The 19,458-nt window shown below is 65.8% G+C and carries 17 protein-coding genes; 7 read left to right on the forward strand and 10 right to left on the reverse strand.

Going from position 1 to position 19,458, the window contains the following annotated elements:
* Nucleotides 1–168 precede the first annotated feature (168 nt).
* The 4 genes from msrP to IRZ12_RS07000 form a co-directional block, all read right to left on the reverse strand.
* On the reverse strand, nucleotides 169–1,134 hold the full coding sequence (gene msrP, locus IRZ12_RS06985) for a protein-methionine-sulfoxide reductase catalytic subunit MsrP (protein WP_296466235.1): 966 nt from the start codon (nucleotides 1,132–1,134) through the stop codon (nucleotides 169–171).
* A 162-nt stretch (nucleotides 1,135–1,296) separates the two neighbouring features.
* Nucleotides 1,297–2,583, reverse strand: coding sequence for a c-type cytochrome biogenesis protein CcsB (gene ccsB, locus IRZ12_RS06990; RefSeq protein WP_296466288.1), 1,287 nt, complete (start codon nucleotides 2,581–2,583; stop codon nucleotides 1,297–1,299).
* A gap of 48 nt (nucleotides 2,584–2,631) precedes the next feature.
* Complete coding sequence (locus tag IRZ12_RS06995; RefSeq protein ID WP_296466237.1) at nucleotides 2,632–4,758, reverse strand: cytochrome c biogenesis protein ResB; 2,127 nt, start codon at nucleotides 4,756–4,758, stop codon at nucleotides 2,632–2,634.
* Nucleotides 4,759–4,880: 122 nt separating this feature from the next.
* Complete coding sequence (locus IRZ12_RS07000; protein ID WP_296466242.1) at nucleotides 4,881–5,558, reverse strand: c-type cytochrome; 678 nt, start codon at nucleotides 5,556–5,558, stop codon at nucleotides 4,881–4,883.
* A gap of 323 nt (nucleotides 5,559–5,881) precedes the next feature.
* Between IRZ12_RS07000 and IRZ12_RS07005 the strand changes: the two genes are divergently transcribed.
* The 4 genes from IRZ12_RS07005 (at nucleotide 5,882) to IRZ12_RS07020 (ending at nucleotide 9,409) form a co-directional block, all read left to right on the forward strand.
* The gene (locus IRZ12_RS07005; RefSeq protein WP_296466245.1) at nucleotides 5,882–6,406 is read left to right on the forward strand and encodes a gamma carbonic anhydrase family protein; all 525 of its coding nucleotides are present in this window, start codon (nucleotides 5,882–5,884) and stop codon (nucleotides 6,404–6,406) included.
* A gap of 88 nt (nucleotides 6,407–6,494) precedes the next feature.
* A complete protein-coding gene (gene yihA, locus IRZ12_RS07010) occupies nucleotides 6,495–7,118 on the forward strand; it encodes a ribosome biogenesis GTP-binding protein YihA/YsxC (RefSeq protein ID WP_296466250.1) in 624 nt (207 codons plus the stop codon).
* Nucleotides 7,119–7,191: 73 nt separating this feature from the next.
* Nucleotides 7,192–8,202, forward strand: a complete 1,011-nt coding sequence (gene hemB, locus IRZ12_RS07015; RefSeq protein ID WP_296466252.1) for a porphobilinogen synthase — start codon at nucleotides 7,192–7,194, stop codon at nucleotides 8,200–8,202.
* A 4-nt stretch (nucleotides 8,203–8,206) separates the two neighbouring features.
* On the forward strand, nucleotides 8,207–9,409 hold the full coding sequence (locus tag IRZ12_RS07020) for a magnesium transporter CorA family protein (RefSeq protein WP_296466255.1): 1,203 nt from the start codon (nucleotides 8,207–8,209) through the stop codon (nucleotides 9,407–9,409).
* A 31-nt stretch (nucleotides 9,410–9,440) separates the two neighbouring features.
* On the opposite strand, the gene dsbD is transcribed toward IRZ12_RS07020, so the two are convergent.
* The 4 genes from dsbD to IRZ12_RS07040 are packed head-to-tail and all read right to left on the reverse strand — an operon-like array spanning nucleotide 9,441 to nucleotide 13,531.
* The gene (gene dsbD / locus IRZ12_RS07025; RefSeq protein WP_296466258.1) at nucleotides 9,441–11,381 is read right to left on the reverse strand and encodes a protein-disulfide reductase DsbD; all 1,941 of its coding nucleotides are present in this window, start codon (nucleotides 11,379–11,381) and stop codon (nucleotides 9,441–9,443) included.
* The gene (gene cutA, locus IRZ12_RS07030) at nucleotides 11,381–11,722 is read right to left on the reverse strand and encodes a divalent-cation tolerance protein CutA (RefSeq protein WP_296466261.1); all 342 of its coding nucleotides are present in this window, start codon (nucleotides 11,720–11,722) and stop codon (nucleotides 11,381–11,383) included. The genes dsbD and cutA overlap by 1 nt, the downstream gene beginning before the upstream one ends.
* 28 nt (nucleotides 11,723–11,750) lie before the next feature.
* Nucleotides 11,751–12,560 (reverse strand): ABC transporter permease, encoded by an 810-nt coding sequence (locus tag IRZ12_RS07035; protein ID WP_296466265.1) that lies wholly within the window; start codon nucleotides 12,558–12,560, stop codon nucleotides 11,751–11,753.
* A 2-nt stretch (nucleotides 12,561–12,562) separates the two neighbouring features.
* The gene (locus IRZ12_RS07040; protein WP_296466268.1) at nucleotides 12,563–13,531 is read right to left on the reverse strand and encodes an ATP-binding cassette domain-containing protein; all 969 of its coding nucleotides are present in this window, start codon (nucleotides 13,529–13,531) and stop codon (nucleotides 12,563–12,565) included.
* Between the two features lie 136 nt (nucleotides 13,532–13,667).
* On the opposite strand from IRZ12_RS07040, the gene IRZ12_RS07045 reads away from it, so the two are divergent.
* Nucleotides 13,668–14,765 (forward strand): PAS domain-containing protein, encoded by a 1,098-nt coding sequence (locus IRZ12_RS07045; protein WP_296466271.1) that lies wholly within the window; start codon nucleotides 13,668–13,670, stop codon nucleotides 14,763–14,765.
* A gap of 12 nt (nucleotides 14,766–14,777) precedes the next feature.
* Here the strand turns inward: IRZ12_RS07045 and yghX are convergent, their stop codons facing one another.
* Nucleotides 14,778–15,677: a YghX family hydrolase gene (yghX, locus tag IRZ12_RS07050; RefSeq protein WP_296466274.1), complete on the reverse strand. Its 900-nt coding sequence runs from the start codon at nucleotides 15,675–15,677 to the stop codon at nucleotides 14,778–14,780.
* 198 nt (nucleotides 15,678–15,875) lie between these two features.
* Here yghX and IRZ12_RS07055 point away from each other — a divergent pair, with 198 nt between their 5' ends.
* Both IRZ12_RS07055 and IRZ12_RS07060 read left to right on the forward strand, forming a co-directional pair.
* Nucleotides 15,876–16,856 carry a tripartite tricarboxylate transporter substrate binding protein gene (locus IRZ12_RS07055; protein ID WP_296466278.1) on the forward strand — a complete coding sequence of 327 codons (981 nt, stop codon included), beginning with the start codon at nucleotides 15,876–15,878 and terminating at the stop codon, nucleotides 16,854–16,856.
* A gap of 80 nt (nucleotides 16,857–16,936) precedes the next feature.
* Nucleotides 16,937–18,361, forward strand: coding sequence for an aldehyde dehydrogenase family protein (locus tag IRZ12_RS07060; protein WP_296466281.1), 1,425 nt, complete (start codon nucleotides 16,937–16,939; stop codon nucleotides 18,359–18,361).
* A gap of 227 nt (nucleotides 18,362–18,588) precedes the next feature.
* On the opposite strand, the gene rplQ is transcribed toward IRZ12_RS07060, so the two are convergent.
* On the reverse strand, nucleotides 18,589–18,978 hold the full coding sequence (rplQ, locus tag IRZ12_RS07065; RefSeq protein ID WP_296466285.1) for a 50S ribosomal protein L17: 390 nt from the start codon (nucleotides 18,976–18,978) through the stop codon (nucleotides 18,589–18,591).
* Nucleotides 18,979–19,458: the final 480 nt, after the last annotated feature.

Raw genomic sequence — 19,458 nt, forward strand, 5'->3', positions numbered from 1 at the left:
TCAAGGTCATCAAGCGCCGCGCGTATGGCTACCGCGACCAGGAATACTTCTTCCTGAAAATCCGTGCCGCCTTCCCCGGTAATGCTCGATGAACCTTTCATTTTCCATGGCACGCGCCCCCTGTGCAGATGAAGGCGAGCGCGCAGGCGCGGCGCACGCAGCCTCCTGTCAGTAGTATCGGGCGAGGTCCATGCCGCTGTAGAGCGACGCCACCTGCTCGCCGTAACCGTTGAACTTCAAGGTCTTGCGCTTGGGCGAAAACAGGCCGTCTTCGCCAATGCGCCGCTCCGTCGCCTGGCTCCACCGGGGGTGCGGCACCTCGGGATTGACGTTGGCATAAAAGCCATACTCGTGGGGAGCGGCCCGGACCCAGCTCGTCATGGGTTGCTTTTCCACGAAGCGAATCTTCACCAGCGACTTGCCGGATTTGAATCCATACTTCCACGGCACGACCACCCGCACCGGCGCCCCGTTCTGGTTAGGCAACGTTTCGCCGTACACACCGAAGGCCAGGAGCGTCAGTGGATGCATGGCCTCATCCATGCGCAGCCCCTCTACATAAGGCCAGTCGATCACGGGCACGCGCAATCCGGGCATGGTGTCCGGCTGCATGGCGGAGACGAACTCGACGAACTTCGCGTTCCCGGTGGGCTCGACCCGCCGGATCAGCGCGGAGAGGGAATACCCTATCCACGGAATCACCATGGACCACCCTTCGACGCAACGCAGGCGGTAGATGCGCTCTTCCAGCGGCGCCAGCTTGCGCAGGTCGTCGATCGACAAGGTCTGCGGCTTGAGTACCTCGCCCTCGACGGACACCGACCACGGCGAGGTGCGGAAACGCCCGGAGCGGCTCGACGGATCCCCCTTGTCAGTGCCAAATTCGTAGAAATTGTTGTAGGTGGTGACGTCCTTCTGGGAGGTAGGCTTGTCCATCACCACGTACGCACCGTTCCGCGCCGCCGGTAGCTTGACGCCTGTCGTCTGCGCGAAGGCGCGCCGGTCAGTCCACCCCGAGAGCCCCATGGCCGAGGCAGCCAATCCGGCCTGCAGTATCCATCGGCGCCGGTCGCGGTAGACCTGTTCAGGCGTGATTTCGGAAGGTCGTACATCGGAAGGCCTGCGTATCAGCATGTCGCTCTCCTGTAACAGGCAGCGCGCGGCGGCCGCCGCCTCTGGCGCGGTGACGCACTGTCTCGACGATAGACAACGCCAGGCGGGGGAAGGTTCGCCCGCGTCGCCGCGCAGGCACCCAGGCACGCGAAAAAAGCGGCCTTCGCCCTGGGCGGGCGGGGGTTACAGCTCGCCGTAGGAATGGAGCCCCGAGAGAAACATGTTCACGCCCAGGAATGCGAAACCGGTCACCAGCAGGCCCACCAACGCCCAATAGGCTGCCAGGCTGCCGCGCAGTCCCTTGATGAGGCGCATGTGCAGCCAGGCCGCGTAATTGAGCCACACGATCAGGGCCCAGGTTTCTTTGGGGTCCCACTGCCAATAGGCGCCCCACGCGTCGGCGGCCCACAAGGCGCCCAAGACCGTAGCCACCGTGAAGAACGCGAACCCCACCGCGATGGCCTTGTACATGATGTCGTCCAACACCTCGAGGGAAGGCAGGTGCTCGGCGAGGCGCCTGCGGCCGAGCAAGATGCCGCCGACGATGAGCGCGGCCACGCCCGCGTAAACCATCCAATACGCGGGCATGCCCGTTTGCCGGAACACCATGGGCTCGACGGCGAGTAGCACGCCCAGCACGAACAGCGGTGCCAGCCGCACCCATGAGGCGGTCTTGCCGTGGGCCTTCACCAAATAGGCGAAGGCGACCATGGCTGCCAGCGAGAACGTGCCGTAGCCGATGAAGTTGGCGGGCACGTGCAATTTCATCCACCAGCTCTGGAGGGCGGGCACGAGCGGCTGGATCTGCTGCGCCCCCCGGTCGAAGGTATACCAGAGCAAGAAAGCCACGGCCGATGCAATGACGAGCAGCACGAATCCGCCCAAGGCGCGCGTTTCGTACCTGCGCTCGTAATAAAGGTAGAACAGCGCCGTAATCAGGGAGAACAGGATGAACACTTCGTACAAGTTGCTGACCGGGATGTAGCCGATGTCCGGGCTCAGCAGATAGCTCTCGTGCCAACGCACCAAGAGGCCGGTCAACCCAGCGAACACGGCCCCCCAGGTCAACGCGGTGCCGAGCCAGGCAGCCGTGGCGCTGCGCGCCAGCAGCCCTATCCAGTAGCAGGCAGTGGCCAGCACGAACAGGGCGCACATCCAGAGAATGGCGGACTGGGACGACAAAAGATACTTGAGCAGAAACGCCTGTTCCGCGCGGGCCAGCTCGCCTTGGTAGAGGCCCAATGCCAGGCCGCTGCCTGCGGCCACCGCCAGCATCAGCACGCGCAGCGGCCGCCAGAGCCAGCCCAGCCATGCCATGACCGCAACCGCGCCCACGAGGATAGCCTTGTCGTAGCCGGTCATGATGTCGCCCACCCGGTGGAAGGCGAACGCCGCACCGACGACCAGCAACAGCGCAAAGGCGGCATCCGTCCAATCGACTTTGCGGCGGCCGTCGCTGCCGCCGCGCATCGGCCGACCTGCATCCCCGCGGGTGAGTGACGTCAATTCCATGCTTGGCTACCCTTTCTGGTGCAGCGGCAATGCGGCGATGTCCGCCTTGAGCCGCTCGAATTCCTGGTTGAAATCCAGCGTGCGCCGCTGGGAAGTCATGGCCATGAGGCTGTGTGCGCCCTGCCCGCCGGCGCCCGGCTTGATCCACAGCCAGACCCGGCGCTCGCGGATGTAGAGCATCGAGAACACGCCGAGAATCAACAATACGCAGCCCAGGTATACCGCATTTTTGCCCGGCGTCCGGCTGACCTGGAAGACGCTGGCCTGGACGTGGCGGAAGTCCTTGAGCTCCAGCACGACAGGCGCGGGATACAGGAAGAGGTCTGACAGGGCGGCGACCGCCGCCTGGTTCCACGCGGCCGCCTCGGCGGCGCCCTCCCCGTCCGTGGGCAAGGGCGGCAGCCCGCTGCGCTCGCGAGCGACGGCCCGCAGCTCGGCCATCGCGCCACCCAAGAGCTTGACGACCACGTCGGCCGCCCGCTGCTGCTCCGCGGCCGGAACATTGGACTCCAGGAACCGCGCGATCGACTGCAAGCCGCCGCCGGCAAACGTGTCGAGCGCCCGCTCGGCCGACTCGCGCAACTGCGCAGTCAGCTCGTCATCACCCGCGGCCGGCCTGTTGGCCGCGGCAAAGCGCCGCGCGGCCAAGGCCCGCGCCTGGGGGTCCTGGAGCGCGGCGCGCAGGGCCATGAATTCCTTGAGGGAGCGGTCGGCATCGGCGGGCATGCGCACATAGCGGAAATCCTCGTCCGGACTGGCACGCACCCCCGTCAAAAAGACCGGCACGCCATCGAGCTCGATGGGCAACATGTAATTGTGGAATTCGTGCGCCTGGCCGCTCGCGTCGCGCAGCTTGTACTGCACGCTGGGCCCGACATTGCGGAACGCATCGTTCTGGCCAGGCCGGGCCGCGCTGCCCGCGACTGCGGCCACCTGCTCGCGCAGTGCCTTGGGCTGGGCCGCCCCGACCCCGCCGCCGGCGAAGTTTTCGACGTTGATGGGGCGAAACCCGCTGAACTCGACAGAGAGGTCCTTCAGGGCCTCGTTGCCACCCGCATCATCGGCCACCAAGCGCGCCGTGCCGCCTACCGTGCCCGAGACCGGAAACGTGTAGGGCTGACTGCCGCGCAACGCATAGCCAGTCAGCTCGAGGGAGCTCCCGCCGTCGTCGAAACTGGATTGGTAGACCGTTATGCCCTTGTACCGAAGGGGTTCGTTGACCTTGATGGTGGCGGGGAAGCGTTCCCCGGTGCCGTGGTCGGTAACCTCTACTTCGCTCGCGAACAGGCGGGGCATCCCCGTCGAATAGTATTCGACGACGAATTTCTTCAGTTCCAGCGTGAATGGCAGGGGCTGCACCAGCGCCCCGTCGTCCACCATCACGATGGCGTTGCGCGTCTGGCCGCCCTCGGGCACCAGGACATTGCCCCGGAAGCTCGGATTCCCGGGCCCCAGGCGCCCGGACGCCGGCACGTCCGCGATGGCCATGTTCTCGAACAAGGGTTGCTTGCCGCCGAACCAGATCTGCAGCCGGATGGGCAGTTCGCTGTCCAACAGCCCGCCGATGCAGACGATGACGATGGCGGTGTGCGCGAAGATGTAGCCCAGCCGGTTGCCGCTGCCGGTCTTGGCCGCCACCAGGGAGGCCTCGCCGCTGGACTTGATGCGCAGCGCGTATCCCCGCCGGCGGAGCAAGCCCGCAACTTCATCGGCGACTTCCGCAGGCCGCGCTGCAGCCGACGAAAACTCGGCATGGTGGTGAAACGCGCGCAGGCTGGCTTCGCGGACGTGCTCCCTGAACGAGCGCATGTCGCGGATCATCTTGGGCGAGGTGCGAAGGATGCACAAGCTGGTGGACACCACCAGGAAGCCCATGATGAGCAGGAACCACCAGGCGTTATAGACATGGTAGAGCGAGAATACGTCGAACACCTCGTACCAGAACGGGCCGAACTGGTTGACGTAGTTGTTCGACGGCTGGTTCTGCACCACGACCGTGCCGACGACGCTCGCCAAGCAGATGAACACCAGCAGGCTCACGGCGAACCGCATGGACCCCAGCAATTCGAACAGGTCAGCCCCGAGACGTCGGGGGGCCGGGCGGGATGCTGCGGAGGAAGCTGTCGTCATCATGATGGAAATGCGGGTTTCGCCGCGCGGCGCGGGAGCGATCGTCCGCGCCATGGAATGCAAAAGGGGCGGATAGCCCGCCCCTCGAGTGACCGCTCGCGACTACGATGGTTCCGGCGATGCGGTCAGCGCAGGCCGGCGATGTAATCAGACACGGCCTTGATCTCGGCGTCGGACATCTTCTCCGCGACTTGGGTCATCGGGAGGCTATTGGCCCGCGCGCCGCTGCGGAAGGCCACCAGCTGGGACTCCGTGTACTCGGCGAACTGGCCCGCCACGCGGGGATACTGGGAAGGAATGCCGCTGCCGTTGGGACTGTGGCACGACGCGCAGGCGGGCACGCCCTTGCTCGGGATGCCGGCGCGGTAGATGCGCTGGCCGAGCTCGACCGTGTCTTTGTTCTTGGCAACCGCAGGCTTGAGGGCCTGGGCACCGAGATAGGCGGAAATATTACGCATTTCCTCGTCGGTGAGGCCAGCCGCGATGGCGTTCATGACCGCATTGACGCGCTCGGGCTTCTTGGCGCCTTCCTTGACCTTGAAGTTCGCCAATTGCTTGTAGAGGTATTCCGGGTGCTGCCCGGCCAGCTTGGGATTCGCGGCACCGGGGCTGTTTCCGCCCGGGCCATGGCAACTGGCACAGGATATGACGTTGCGAGACGGATCGCCGTCGTTGAACAGCTGCTCGCCCTTGGCCAGGTCGACCTTGGGCCGGGCCGTGGCATCCGCTGCCAGGGACGGCGCGGCCGCCGCACCCAACATCGCACCGCTCGCAATTAGCATCAGGGACAGCACACGCTTCATGAAAACCTCGACCTAAATTCCTAAAAATCAGGTTGGGATATGCGACTCGCGGATGCCGTGTCTCCTGCCATTCCTGCCGGACCAGCCGTTCGAGATACGGCGGAAAATCTTCCAGCAGGCGTCTCCGCGGGGCCCACTACCCCTTTATTTCATTCGGCCGGCTCACGCCGGAGGTGAACGTTCTTTTTTACTGCGAGTTCTTGTACTGCAATGCTGCCGCCGAAAGCGCAAAGGCCCCGTGCAAGCGCTTTTCGACTTTAAGAAACCTCTTATTATAGCAACTACAACGTAGCCGATTGAAAACTATTCAGCAGAAGATCCACATGGCGGTATATCAGCTCGGGGCCGATGCGCCCACCATCCACGAATCCGCATACGTTGCCGAAGGCGCCACCGTCATCGGCAAGGCCCGGCTGGCCGAAAACTCGAGCGTCTGGCCCGGGGCGGTCATCCGCGCCGACAATGACGACATCGTCATCGGCCATTCGAGCAATGTGCAGGAAGGCGCAGTGCTCCACACCGACCCAGGCCTGAAGCTGATCGTCGGCGACTACGTGACCGTCGGCCACCAGGCCATGCTCCACGGCTGCACGATAGGCGATGGGTCCCTCATCGGCATCCAGGCCGTGGTCCTGAACCGGGCCGTGATCGGCAAGAACTGCCTCGTGGGCGCGGGGGCGATCGTGACCGAAGGCAAAGTCTTTCCCGACCGGTCGTTGATCCTGGGCGCGCCGGCCAAGGTGGTGCGTGAGCTCACGGACGAAGACATCGCGCGCATCCGCCAAGGGGTGGAAAGCTACGTGGCGCGGCAGCGGCTGTTCAAGCAGCACCTCAAGCGGATCGACTGAACGGTGCCGCCAGCGCCCCGCGAGGCCGGCCCAGGCCCGGCCTTACAATAGACGAGTCCTGACTTACCTCGCCGCGCCGCGACGCCCTGTGTCCATCCTTCATCGCGCCCATTTCACGACCTCCGCCGCCCGGCTCGACCAACTGCCCGCGCCAGGCGCGCCGGAGGTTTGCTTCGTCGGCCGATCCAACGCCGGCAAGTCATCGGCGATCAACGTCCTCACCCAACAGAAGCGCCTCGCGTTTTCGAGCAAGACGCCCGGACGCACGCGGCTGATCAACATGTTCGGCATCCCCGATCCGCTCGAGCCTGAGCGCGACCTGGGATTCCTCGTCGACCTGCCCGGCTACGGCTACGCATCCGTGGCCAAGGAAGACCGGTCGCAATGGGCACAGGTGCTCGGCGGCTACTTGCGCGATCGCCCCTCGCTCGCCGGCGTGGTGATGCTGGTGGACATCCGCCGCGGCGTCACGGACCTGGACCGGAATCTGGTGGACTGGATCGCGCCCTCGGGCAGGCCCGTGCTGGCCCTGCTGACCAAGGCAGACAAGCTGCCCTACGGGCAGCGCGTCAAGGCTCAATTCGCCGCCAAGAAAGAGCTGGCCGCCATCGGCGCGCTGCACACGGTCGCGTTTTCCGCGACGCACCGCCTCGGGCTGGAAGAGGCCGCCGCGCACATCGAAGGATGGCTGCTGCCGAAGACCGCACCGTGACGGCCGTGACGGTGCGATGGTATCTTGCGCAGGGAGCCCCCCGGCGCCCCGCCGTAACACTGGACGCAAAGCAATGAGCCAACACGAAGTATTCGCCGACTTTCCTGCCGGCAGGCCGCGCCGCCTGCGGCGCGACGATTTCACGCGACGCCTGGTGCGCGAGAGCCGGCTGTCGGCCGATGACCTGATTTATCCCGTTTTCGTCGCCGAGGGCACGGGGCTGCGCCAACCGGTGCCTTCGCTTCCCGGCGTCGAACGCTACAGCCTGGACACCCTCCTGCCCGTGGCCGAACAATGCGTCGAGCTGGGCATCCCGGTGCTGGCCATCTTCCCCGTCATCGCCCCCGAGCTCAAGACCCCGGACGGTATCGAAGCCATCCGCCCCGACGGCCTCGTCCCGCGCGTGGTGGCCGAGCTCAAGAAACGCTTTCCCGAGCTGGGCGTCCTGACCGACGTCGCCCTCGACCCCTACACGAGCCACGGGCAAGACGGCGTCATCGACGAGACCGGCTACGTGTTGAATGAGCCCACGGTGGAAATCCTGGTCAAGCAGGCCCTGGTGCAGGCCGAGGCCGGCGTGGACATCGTCGCCCCGAGCGACATGATGGACGGCCGCATCGGCGCCATCCGGCAGGCGCTGGAAGCCGCCGGCCACATCCACACCCGCATCATGGCCTACTCGGCCAAGTACGCCAGCGCTTTCTACGGGCCGTTCCGCGACGCCGTGGGCTCGGCCGCCAACCTGGGCAAGTCGAACAAGGCGGCCTACCAGATGGACCCGGGCAACATCGACGAGGCACTGCGCGAGGTGGCGCTCGACCTGCGCGAAGGCGCCGACATGGTCATGGTCAAGCCGGGCATGCCGTACCTGGATGTCCTGCGCCGCGTCAAGGACACTTTCCGCGTCCCGACCTTCGCTTACCAGGTCAGCGGCGAGTATGCGATGCTGAAAGCGGCGTGCGCCAACGGCTGGCTCGACGAAGACAAAGTCGTGATGGAGGCCCTGCTAGGCTTCAAGCGTGCCGGGGCCGACGGCATCCTGACCTATTTCGCCCTCGACGCGGCCCGCAAGCTGAAGGGTTGAAGCCATGGACGTCCTCTGGATCCCGGAGAACGGAGGGCCCCGTCCAGAGAATGCGGCGCAGCTTGCAGCCAGCAAAGGTTTTTTCTGGATCGATGCGAGTGCCGAGGAAGTCGCGCCGGCCCCGGAGGACTGGCGAGCCCGGATCGAGCAATTGACCGGCGTGCACCTGCACGACTTGCATTTGCAGGATGCGGTGAACCCGGCCCACCCGTCGTATTTCGAAAACACGCTCACCTACGAGATGGTGGTGTTCCGGCGCATCGTGGCCGACCCGCCATCCGATGCGCCTGCGCCGGGGGGCCGCAAGCCCGCGATCCCGCTGATGGCCAACCTGCGCACTCGTCCTGTGGCGTTTTTCGTGCTGCCGCAGGCGCTGATCTCCGTGCGCCACGGCGCAAGCACGACGTGCGAAGCGATGAAGCGGCGCCTGGCCGAACAACGCGGCGAGCGCCTCCCGGAAGGGAGAGTCGAACGCTTGCAAAGCACCATCGGGCCGTTGACCCGCCCCCTATCGGGACCGGCCGAGCTGATGCTGCGGTTGCTCAACGGCATGGTCGACAAATACCTCGCGCTGCGGCAGCCGCTCACCCTGCACCTGGATCGATGGCAGCGCGAGCTGCTCAATCCCAGCGGCCGCTTCCACAATTGGCTGGCGCTGCTCGACGTCCGCATCGTCCTACGGCGCCTCGAAAGCATTTGCGAGGAACAGTACGACGCCTTGTCCGAGCTACGCGACGCGGCCATGGACCTTGACGAAGACGCGCGGGGCTCGGGGGCGTTCGACCAGCGTCGCGATGCGCTGCTGGTGCGCATCAATGACGTCATGGAACACGTCAACCGGGTCCTGAACCACGCCCGCCGCATGGAGTCATCGGTGGAAAACGCGGTGCAGCTCCACTTCTCCGCCACGGCCCACCGCACCAACCAAATCATGCGCATCCTGACGGTGGTCACCGTCATCTTCACGCCGCTCACCCTCATCACCGGCATCTTCGGCATGAATTTCGACCATCTCCCGCTGGTACACGAGCGCGGCGGGTTCTGGTGGCTGCTTGCCGGCATGGCACTGCTGGCGGCTTTGCTGTGGACCTGGTTTTCCGCCCGCAGGTACATCGAGACGCGACCTTACCGCGTCGCCGAAGCGCTGGCGCGCAAGGCAGGATGGCGAGCGGGCAGGCAGGAAGACGACCCCACGGAGCGGTTGTAGCCGCGCGCCGGGCCGGGCGGCGTCGATCGCGCTATGGCGCCGAGGCCGCCAGCACTTCGTCCAGCACCCGGGCAAAGCGCTCGGCGCCCTGAAAGCCGATGACGCGCTGCCCCAGCGGCTTGCCGCCCGGCGCGAAAAACACGATGCCTGGGGGCCCGAACAGCTTGAAGCGCCTGAGCAGTTCGCGGTCGTCCGCATTGTTGGCTGTCACGTCGGCCTGCACCAGGCGCAAATTGGCGAGGCGGCGGGCCACTTCGGGACGCGGGAAGGTGAACGCCTCCATCTCCTTGCACGACACGCACCAATCCGCATAGAAGTCCAGCATGACCGGCCGGTCGGAGGCGGCCAACAGGGCGTCGAGCTCGGCCACGCTGCGTACCCGCTCGAATACGGGCGGTCCAGCCACCGGCCTCGACATGGCGCCTTGCGGCGGACTCCAGAGCTCCGCGTCCCCGCCGGTCGCCGGGCCCGAGCCGCCGAGCGGCGCAAGCTCGGGCCCGGCACCGGCAGGCAGGCGCGCCGGCCCCGCGATATGCGCCAGCGGCTGCAGCGGATCGCGCCCCCCGCTGGCCAGGCCTACGGCCTGCAACACCCCGGCAAGCGCGAACAGCAGGCCCACGCCCTTCATCAAGCGGCGGCCGGTCCCTGCTCCCGCCGGCAGGGCATCGAAGGCATGCAGCAAGGAGGCAGCCAGGATCGCCAGCACGCTCCATCCGGCCATTTGCACCCACCCCGGCAGCACGGGCCACAACATCCACCATGCCACGGCAAGCAGCAGCATGCCGAAGAAACGTTTGACGTCGTCCATCCATGGCCCCGCCTTGGGTAGCAAGGCGCCGGCGGAAGCGCCCGCGACCAGCAGCGGCAAGCCCATGCCCCAAGCAAGCGCGAACAACGCGGCACCGCCCAGCCACAGGTCCCCGCTTTGCGAGACATAGAGCAGCGCGCCGGCAAGCGGTGCGGCCACGCACGGGCCGACGATCAGCGCGGAGACGGCACCCATGGCGAGCGCGCCCGTCACCCGTCCGCCGGGCAGCCGCGAAACGCGGTTCGACAAGGCGGTCTGCCAGCGCGAGGGAAGCTGGAAGGTGAATACGTCAAACATGGCCATCGCCAGTAACGCCAGCAGCACCGCGAAGGTCCCCAGCACCCACGGCGTCTGCAGCGCCGAGGCCAGGCTCACGCCGCTCAGTGCCGCCAGCAGCCCGGCGGCGGTGTAGACCACCGACATGCCGAACACATAGGCGGCCGCCAGCCCCAGGCCCCTGAGCCGAGGACGCCGGCCCGCGGACGCAGCATCTCCCACCACGATGGCGGACAAGATAGGCACCATGGGCAACACGCACGGCGTCAGCGACAACAGAACGCCCAGGCCAAGGAATATCAGAACGGTTTGCACGAGGCCGCTGCCCGACAGCATGTCCGCCAGGCTGACGTCATCAGCCTGCGCGAAGGCAGACCAACCGGAGCGCGCGACCGTGCCACCGTCGATTTGCGGCAATCCGCCAGCCGCCGAAGCCGGCCGGATGCCTATCTTTTGTTCGACGGGTGGGTAGCACAGCCCCGCGTCGGCGCAGCCCTGGCTAACCACGGTCAGCCCGAAGGGCGTCCCCTCTGGGATCGGCAGACGGGCGGCGACCGAACCGCGATAGGTCTCCACCTCTTTGTCGAAGGTTTGGTCGAACTTCACCTGGCCGGGCGGCAACTGCGGTTTGCCGAGCATCACGTCGGCAGGCTCGGGCACGAACCGGAATTGCTCGCGATACATGTAGTAACCGGGCGCGATCTGCCAGGACAGCTCGATGGCGTCCGGCGCCACGGCGCGGGCGGAGAAACGAAACGCCTGCTCCGGCGGCAGGAAATCCTGCGCGAGCAGCGTCCCCGGCAGGCCGGCAAACCCCAGCCACAGCAGGCAGGCCAGCACCCGACCGAAGCGGGAGCCGAGAGCGGCAATGAAGCGGAACATGGACATCAGTCTCGTACTTCTTGCCTGACCCAATCCAGGTAGGCCGGCAATCCTTCGGTTATCGGCACGGCGATGATTTCGGGCACCTCGTACGGATGCAGCCGGGCAATCGCCTCCTGCACGGCCGGCAGGCGGGCGGCCGTGGTCTTGATGAAAAGCGGAACCTCGTCGGCGGACTCCACGTTTCCCTCCCATCGATAGATGGACCACACCGGTGCGCCGACGTTCACGCAGGCCGCCAGCCGCTCTTGCACCAGATGCGAGGCAATGCGCCGGGCCGCTTCCGCGTCCGGCGCATTGCTCAAGACGAGCACGGCGTCGTCGGCACGATGCGAGTGCGCCATCATAATCTCCTCGATCTCTCCATTTCCCGGGTCAACGCAACAAGCGCCGCCGCATCAGGGCGGTTGCCAGCCAAGTCGCGGCCACGGCCGTGGCCGCCAGGTGCAACACCTGCGGCCAGACCTGCTCGGGCACGCGTCCCAGCACCAAGGGCCTGACCAGCTCCACGGCCGACGCCAAGGGCAACAGGCGCACAACGTGCACAAGCCCGTCAGGCAACTGCGATACCGGGAAGAATACGCCGGACAGGAAGACCATAGGGGTCACACCAAGCGTGAAGTAATACAGGAAAAAGTCGAAGCTTTTCGCCAGCGCGGACATCACTAGCGCCAGGGCGGCAAAGGAGAGCCCGATGAGCGCGACGACGAGCGGAACCCAGGCCAAGGTCGGCGCGCGCGAGATGTCGAGCGCGATCACGACCAGCAGGATGGCGATGCCGCTCTTCATGCTCTTGGCTGCTGCCCAGAGGACTTCGGCCAGCACGACATCGTCGAGCGAAAGCGGCGTATTGAGCATCGCGTCCCAGGAACGCTGGATATGCAGCCGGGAGAAGGTGCTGTAGGTCGCCTCGAACGTCGCGGCATAGAGCGAGCCCATGCAAATGGACCCGGCAGCCAGGAAAGTGACATACGGAACGCCCTCGACCCCGGGCAGGAGGCTGCCCAGTCCATAGCCCAGCGCAAGCAGCATTACCATGGGATCCATGACGTCACCGAGAATGGTGGTCAGGGCGGTCTTGCGCCATACCAGGAAATTGCGCCGAAGCACCGGGATGCACCCCATGCCCGGCCGCGGCAACGCCCACATGCCGCGCCCTGCCGCGGCCCGACTGTTCTCCCGCACGGTCACGCTCCTTCGCGCAGGTCGCGGCCGGCGATGCGCAAGAACAAATCCTCCAGGTTCGCCGGCCGGTGCAGGTAACGCAACCTGCCCCCTTGCCGCAGCGAGTCCAGGACGGGAGCCGGGTCGGAGGTGTAGCAGTAAATGGTTGCGCCGCTGACCTCCACCCTCCCCGGCAAGCCTGCCCGGTGGCGCTCGAGCCAGCCCAACGCATCTTCGCCGTAGACCTCCACCACCTCCGGCTCGAGATGGCGCGCGATCAGCTCCTGCGGGGCGCCTTCGGCGATCATGCGGCCATGGTCGATGACGCCCAGGCGATCGCACAGGCGCTCGGCTTCATCCATGAAATGCGTGGTCAACAGAATCGTCTTGCCTTGCGCCAACAAGGCCTTCAGGCGCTCCCAGATCAGGTGGCGCGCCTGGGGGTCGAGCCCCGTGGTGGGCTCGTCCATCACGATCAATTCAGGATCGTTGACCAGCGCACGCGCCAGCGTCAGCCGCCGCTTCATGCCCCCGGACAATTCATTGATGCGCGCCTTGCGCTTGGAAACCAGCGACGCGAAATCGAGCAAGCCCGGAATACGGCGACGGATTTCAGCATCGCGCAAGCCGAAATAACGCCCGAACACGAGCAGATTCTCTTCGACGGTGAAGTCGGGATCGAGGCTATCGATCTGCGGCACCACGCCGACCCGCGCCCGGGCGCGGCGGGCCTGCCCCGGCATGTCGTATCCGAGCAGCCGGATGACGCCACCGTCGATAGGCGTCAAGCCCAGTACGGCGCGCAGCGTGGTCGTTTTCCCGGCACCGTTGGGGCCAAGCAAACCGTAACACTCGCCGCGCGCGATCTGGAAGGACAAGCCGCCTACGATCACGCGGTCGCCATACCGCTTCTCGAGCCCTTCGACCCGTAAAGCGGTTTCGGCATCAGGGGCCGGAGAGATTGCCCGGACTTGCAACGCGGGGGTGCTCATGCAGGAATAGTACCCTGTCGAGCCGTACCCCGTTCCGATCGCGTGCCCCGGCCACCGCGAGGCAACATTGTAAAAATGAGTTGCTTCTTGGCCGGATAAGTAACATAATGTTACTTCTGTACTTCGAGGTCTCGCGATGGGCAGCACTCCTACCCTGGAAACCTACGAGGCGTTGATCGAGCGGTGCTACGAAAGCGTGCTCGACGCATCCCGCTGGTCCGGCCTCCTGGCAAGCCTGGTCGCGGCGAGCGGTCGGCAGTGCGGAGCCATGGCCGTCGGCAACCCTGGCCGGGCGCAAGCCACCGTCATGGCGTCCGTCGAATGCGATCCCGCCGCCGTTCAAGCCTACAACGACCGCTACGGCAAGATCGATCCCGTCCGCCCCTGGATCGCCTCCCACGAGGCAGGACAGTGGTGCCACGACAAGCGCGACCTCGGCAACGAGGTCGTGGCCAACCACCCCTACTACCGGGAATTCCAGCTCGCCTACGGCTTCGACGACCGCGCCTCCATCCAATTGAGCACTGAAGGCACGCCGGTCTACCTTGCGCTGCTCACGGCCATAGGCGTCCAGCCGGAAACGGTGCACGACGAACTGCTCGTCCGCATCGCGCCCCACTTGAAGCGCGCGGGGCGGATGTTCCAAGCCATGGCCCCCCTGCGCGAGAGCCTGGCCCAGCGGAACCGCCTGCTCGACAGCCTCCCCACGCCGCTGTGGCTGCTCGACGAAGAACGGCGGGTGACGTACCGCAACGCCGCAGCAGAACGCTACAGCGCCCTAGCGGACGGCGCGCTGGTAGAACGCGCGGGGCGGCTCGAGCCCCGGCATGCCCCGATCGAACGCCTGGCCCAGGCCATCGCGGACGCCCTGGGCCGAACCGCGCCGGCGCGCGGAACGCGCATCGGCCCGTCGTCAGCCGGCGGTGCGGAAATACTCGTCTCCCCGCTGCCGGACGATCACCCCGGGAATCCGCTAGCGCGGCCGCTGGTCGCCGTCAGCGTCCTGGATGCCGCGCTGCAAGTGCAACGGGTGGCCGCACTGTTCCAGTTCAGCCGCGCCGAGTCACGGCTAGCCGCGCGATTGCAAGCAGGATGCAGCCTGGCCGAATATGCGCAAAGCCAAGGCGTCGCGTTGAGCACGGCCCGCACGCAGTTGCGCGCACTCTTTGCCAAGACCGGCACGCACCGGCAAGGGGAACTCGTCAGCCTGCTGCTCCGGCTGTCGGCGCACTGAGCGTGTGCCCGCTTACGATCCTTGCGGGATGAGGTAGCGGCGAAACCACCCGATGGTGCGTTCCCACGCGAGCTTCGCGGCCGCCTCGTCGTAGCGCGGGGTCGAATCGTTGTGGAACCCATGGTTCACGCCCGGGTAAATGTATGCCTCGTAAATCTTGCCCGAGGCTTTGAGTGCCGCCTCGTACGCCGGCCATCCTTCGTTGATGCCCTTGTCCAATTCGGCATAGTGGAGCAGGAGCGGCGCGCGTATGCGGGACACGTCTTCCGGCCGGGGCTGACGGCCGTAGAACGGCACCGCGGCCGCTAATTCCGGGTACGCCACGGCCGCCGCGTTGGCCACGCCGCCGCCATAACAAAATCCCGTGATGCCGACCTTCCCGGTCGTCAAATCGCCCCGCATCAAGAACTCGATGGCGGCGAAGAAATCATTCATGAGCTTGGCCGGGTCCACCCGGCTCTGCAGCTCGCGGCCCTTGTCGTCATTACCTGGATAACCACCCACCGAACTCAGGCCGTCGGGCGCCAGGGCCAGGAACCCGGCCTTGGCGACCCGGCGTGCGACGTCCTCGATATAGGGATTCAATCCGCGGTTCTCGTGCACGACCACCACGCCCGGCACTGTGCCGGCGATCCTCGCCGGACGCACCAGGTAGCCGCCCACCGAGCCATGCCCCTTGGGCGAAGGATAGGTGATGTATTCGGCGACGATGTCCGGGTCGGTGAAAGATACCTGCTGGGCCAGCGCATAGTCCGGGCTCAGCGCAGCGAGTAGTCCGCCTGCGGTGAGCCCACCCACCGCAAATACGCTGGCCCTATCGAGGAACTCCCGCCGGGATATGCGGCCATGGACGTAATAGTCGTAGAGCTCGAGCAAGGCGGGGTCGAAATCTTCGGCGGCAAGACGGGCCATGGCGGCTCCTTTCCGTGGGCATCGTCGGCTTTGCGCATCACCATACACGGGAAACTCCACGCAAGGTATTGCGGGAAGCGCGCACCGGCTTCCGATGCAATGCGTCAATTTCTGTGGCCGAAAACTCCAAAAAATACCGTTGTCCGGCCAGTCGATACGCAGGAGACTGCACAAACTATAACTACTCGGAGACAACCCATGAAGATGGCCGCCATTTCCCGCGCCCTGGCATTGACCGCAGGAATTCTTCCGCTCCTTCCGGGTGTCGCGCAAGCCCAGAGCGACTGGCCGAGCAAACCCGTTCGCATCATTGCCTCGTTCGCCCCCGGAGGTAGCTCGGACCTGGTCGCGCGCCAGGTCGCCCAACACCTGACCAACCGCTACGGGCAGCAATTCATCGTCGAGAACCGGGCTGGCGCCGGCGGCAATATCGGCGTGGACTTCGTGGCCAAGTCCGCGCCAGACGGCTACACCCTCGGACTGGCGACCTCGGGACCGCTGGCCAACAACAAGTCTCTGTACAACCCCATGCCGTTCGACCCGGAAAAAGACCTGACGCCGATCGCGCTGGTGGGAGAAATCCCCCTGATGATCGCCGTCAACCCGTCGGTCAAGGCGAATACCCTCGCGGAGTTCATCGCCCTGAGCAAGTCCTCGCCGCAGCCACTGAGCATCGGCAACCCCGGCAACGGTACCATCGGACACCTGGCCGTCGAGTACCTACGCATCAATAACGGCGCCCAATTCCAATCCATTCCGTACAAAGGCGACGCGCCGGCCATGGCGGGCGCGCTGAGCGGTTCGGTGGCGGGCGTCTCTGCACCGGTGACCTCGCTCACGCCCCAGGTCCAGGCCGGCAAGCTCAGGGCCTTGGCCGTGACCGCCGCGAACCGGTTCTCCGGCCTGCCGGAGCTAGCCACCGCCAACGAGCAGGGCGTTCCGCTCGAAGCTACCGTCTGGAGCGCCCTGATCGGCCCGGCCGGCCTTCCCGGGCACGTCGTCAAGTCGCTGAACGAGGAAATCAACAAATACACCAACTCGTCCGAGGGCAAGGCCAAGTTGGCTTCGCTGGGCATGTCGGCGCTTTCCGGCACGCCTGCGCAGCTGCAGCAAAAGATGGCATCCGAAGCAGCGAAATGGAAACGCATCGTCGAGGCGGCCAAGATCTCGGTCGAGTAGCGCATGCCGGCCGGCCCTGAGGGGCCGGCCGCGCCAACCAGGCGGTGCAACCGCGCGCCGCCATCGACAGTAGGAGCAAGATGGAAAACCGGAAGTTCTACATCGACGGTGCCTGGGTCGATCCCATCGCGCCCTCCGCCCTGGACGTCGTCAATCCCGCCACCGAAGAGCCGTTTGCACAGATCAGCCTAGGCTCCAAGGCGGACGTGGATCGCGCAGTCGCGGCAGCCAAGCGTGCCTTTGCGAGCTATTCGGAAACCCGCGTCGAGGAACGGCTCGGATGGCTGCGGAAGATCATCGAAGGATTCCGCGCGCGCCTGCCCGACCTGGCCAGGATGATGACCCTGGAGATGGGCGCGCCCATCACCTTCGCGACGGAAAGACAGGCTACCGTAGCGCTGTTTCATTTCGAGGAAGCCGCACGCGTGCTGGCGGAATATCCGTTCGAAGTGCGCATGGGCAACGGCATCGTGCGCCGCGAGCCGATAGGCGTGTGCGGTCTCATCACGCCGTGGAACTGGCCGCTGAACCAAGTGGCCTCCAAGGTGGCGCCCGCGCTCGCGACCGGCTGCACCGTCGTCCTCAAGCCGAGCGAGATCGCGCCGCTGAGCGCCATGATGATCGCCGAGATCATCCACGAGGCCGGCCTGCCCGCGGGGGTCTTCAACCTCGTCAACGGTGACGGGCCAACCGTGGGAGAAGCGATCGCCTCCCATCCCGACGTCGACTTCGTCTCGTTCACCGGGTCCACTGCGGCCGGCATCAGGGTAGCCAAGCTCGCCGCCGATACCGTCAAGCGCGTCGCACAGGAACTGGGCGGCAAGTCCGCGAACATCATCCTGGACGACGCCGACCTGCGTGCTGCCGTCATCGCCGGGGTACACGCCTGCAACACGAATGGCGGACAAAACTGCCAATCGCCCACCCGCATGCTCGTCCCTCGGGCCAAGCGTCAGGCGGCGTTCGATGCGGCGCGCGAAGCCATCGCAGCCACGCGCCTCGGCGACCCGCTCGATCAGGCCACCACCATGGGGCCCTTGGTGAGCAAGGCGCAGTACGACAGAGTGCAGGCCCTCATCCAGTCAGGCATCGACGAAGGGGCCACGCTGGTTGCCGGAGGTACTGGGAAGCCCGAAGGCTTTGCGCGCGGCTATTACGTCCGTCCGACCGTCTTCGGGGACGTCACCTCCCGGATGCGCATCGCGCAGGAAGAAATCTTCGGTCCGGTCCTCTCGATCATGAGTTACGACACAGAGGAAGAGGCCATCGCCATCGCCAACGACACGCCCTTCGGGTTGGCTGGCTTCGTGCAGTCCGGCGACCCCGCGCGGGCGCGGCGAGTCGCCAACCGCATCCGCGCCGGGCGCGTCTACATCAACGGCGCGCCGTTCGACCGCAGCCTGCCTTTCGGCGGCTACAAGCAATCCGGAAACGGGCGAGAGTTCGGCGTGTTCGGATTCGAGGAATACCTCGAGGTCAAGGCCATACTGGGGGCCTCCGAGTAAGTTCGCCCCCAAGGCCGGGAGGCGTGCCGGTCGGCTTTCGGGCCACGGCGCGCCCGCGCGCGATAAAAAAATCCCCATCCGGCTCGCGCCGCATGGGGATTCGTATCCACCAACCATAGTCCGGACGGGCCGCAGCGCCGTCCGGCCGGGCTTTCCGCGACGGTGCTTTTCCAGGGCGCCCGCGTCAGCGGAATACCCCATCCGGCACCGGCGCGCAGTCTCGGTGATTACTCGGCCTTTTCTTCCGCCTCAGCGGGGGCCGCGCGGTCGACCAGCTCCATGTAGGCCATGGGAGCATTGTCGCCCTGGCGGAAACCCATCTTCAGGATACGGGTGTAGCCACCATTGCGCTCCTTGAAGCGGGGCCCGATGTCGGCGAACAGCTTGACCACCACGTCGCGATCGCGCAGGCGCGCAAACGCCAGACGCTTGTTGGCCAGCGTGGGTTCCTTGCCCAGGGTGATCAGCGGCTCGACGATGCGACGCAGTTCCTTGGCCTTGGGCAGGGTGGTCTTAATGGCTTCGTGCGTCAGCAGCGCGACGGCCATGTTGCGGAACATGGCCAGGCGGTGGCTGCTGGTGCGGTTGAGTTTACGAAGACCGTGACGGTGACGCATGATGACTTCCTTTATGAATCTAATTGCGGCAATGCCGCAGGGTTTCCAGCTCTTCTATCGGCGAAATGCCGCGGGCCGGTGGGGAAAAGTTTTCTTCAGGTACTACGTTTGGTCGGGCCTCAGGGCCTTTCCAGGCCCAGGGGCCCGTTACTACCTTTTTGGCTCCGGCCGGCCCTTTCGGGCCTTAACTTGAGCTCACGCCCAAGTTAGCCTACGCCGAAACTGGCCCTACTGGACCACGCCCAGCGTGCCGAGCGAGTTTTGGCTCCGGCCGGCCCTTCGGGCCTTAACTTGGGCTCACGCCCAAGTTAGCCTGCGCCGAAACTGGCCCTACTGGACCACGCCCAGCGTGCCGAGCGAGTTTTGGCTCCGGCCGGCCCTTTCGGGCCTTAACTTGGGCTCACGCCCAAGTTAGCCTGCGCCGAAACTGGCCCCCTCAGGGCCTTTCCAGGCCCAGGGGGGGCCAGTTTTCCAGCTTCA

It is taken from the genome of Pigmentiphaga sp., assembly GCF_019689535.1.
In the GTDB taxonomy this organism is placed as follows: domain Bacteria; phylum Pseudomonadota; class Gammaproteobacteria; order Burkholderiales; family Burkholderiaceae_B; genus Pigmentiphaga.

Excerpts from the sequence above, each read along its gene's own strand:
- IRZ12_RS07055 (WP_296466278.1), top strand. The coding sequence starts at position 15,876 with ATGAAGATGGCCGCCATTTCCCGCGCCCTGGCATTGACCGCAGGAATT.
- IRZ12_RS07005 (WP_296466245.1), top strand. The coding sequence starts at position 5,882 with ATGGCGGTATATCAGCTCGGGGCCGATGCGCCCACCATCCACGAATCC.
- IRZ12_RS07020 (WP_296466255.1), top strand. The coding sequence starts at position 8,207 with ATGGACGTCCTCTGGATCCCGGAGAACGGAGGGCCCCGTCCAGAGAAT.
- IRZ12_RS06995 (WP_296466237.1), bottom strand. The coding sequence starts at position 4,758 with ATGATGACGACAGCTTCCTCCGCAGCATCCCGCCCGGCCCCCCGACGT.
- IRZ12_RS07060 (WP_296466281.1), top strand. The coding sequence starts at position 16,937 with ATGGAAAACCGGAAGTTCTACATCGACGGTGCCTGGGTCGATCCCATC.
- IRZ12_RS07040 (WP_296466268.1), bottom strand. The coding sequence starts at position 13,531 with ATGAGCACCCCCGCGTTGCAAGTCCGGGCAATCTCTCCGGCCCCTGAT.
- ccsB (WP_296466288.1), bottom strand. The coding sequence starts at position 2,583 with ATGCGCGGCGGCAGCGACGGCCGCCGCAAAGTCGATTGGACGGATGCC.
- cutA (WP_296466261.1), bottom strand. The coding sequence starts at position 11,722 with ATGATGGCGCACTCGCATCGTGCCGACGACGCCGTGCTCGTCTTGAGC.
- dsbD (WP_296466258.1), bottom strand. The coding sequence starts at position 11,381 with ATGTCCATGTTCCGCTTCATTGCCGCTCTCGGCTCCCGCTTCGGTCGG.
- IRZ12_RS07000 (WP_296466242.1), bottom strand. The coding sequence starts at position 5,558 with ATGAAGCGTGTGCTGTCCCTGATGCTAATTGCGAGCGGTGCGATGTTG.
- yghX (WP_296466274.1), bottom strand. The coding sequence starts at position 15,677 with ATGGCCCGTCTTGCCGCCGAAGATTTCGACCCCGCCTTGCTCGAGCTC.
- hemB (WP_296466252.1), top strand. The coding sequence starts at position 7,192 with ATGAGCCAACACGAAGTATTCGCCGACTTTCCTGCCGGCAGGCCGCGC.
- IRZ12_RS07045 (WP_296466271.1), top strand. The coding sequence starts at position 13,668 with ATGGGCAGCACTCCTACCCTGGAAACCTACGAGGCGTTGATCGAGCGG.
- msrP (WP_296466235.1), bottom strand. The coding sequence starts at position 1,134 with ATGCTGATACGCAGGCCTTCCGATGTACGACCTTCCGAAATCACGCCT.
- rplQ (WP_296466285.1), bottom strand. The coding sequence starts at position 18,978 with ATGCGTCACCGTCACGGTCTTCGTAAACTCAACCGCACCAGCAGCCAC.